The 376-nt window shown below is 55.9% G+C and carries 1 protein-coding gene; it reads right to left on the reverse strand.

The genetic code is table 11. From position 1 onward, the window contains the following. Positions 1-113: 113 nt before the first annotated feature. On the reverse strand, positions 114-376 hold a 263-nt coding region (locus CQ12_RS45770), incomplete at its 5' end, for a hypothetical protein (RefSeq protein ID WP_083519639.1).

Consider the following 376-nt stretch of genomic DNA (forward strand, 5'->3'; position numbering starts at 1 on the left):
GCTTCTCGATATCTTCAAACGCACTCAAGCCGGTTCGCTCGATTGCAGTCTTGATCAGTCCTGAAGCGAACGGCCAAAATTCATGTACTCGCGCCGGATCGACGCAGATCAAGTCAACCGAGGATGGCATACTTGAATGTTCGATCCGCGGTCGCATTGTTCGCGTGTGTGACCGTGAACGATTTATTTGCTACCGCGCTAAGGTACATCGTGCCATTACCGATTTCAGTAGCAGCACTTCCCGTGGTCGGCGTGAACAGCACGGTAGAACCGCTCGCACAATTCTGATCGCTGACTGTCGTCGAGGCGACACTCGGCACGAGCGTAACCGTCCCGACTGCGTTTGACCGCCCCGCGCCAAGCTGCTGCAGCGAGA

This window comes from Bradyrhizobium jicamae (assembly GCF_001440395.1).
GTDB lineage: Bacteria > Pseudomonadota > Alphaproteobacteria > Rhizobiales > Xanthobacteraceae > Bradyrhizobium > Bradyrhizobium jicamae.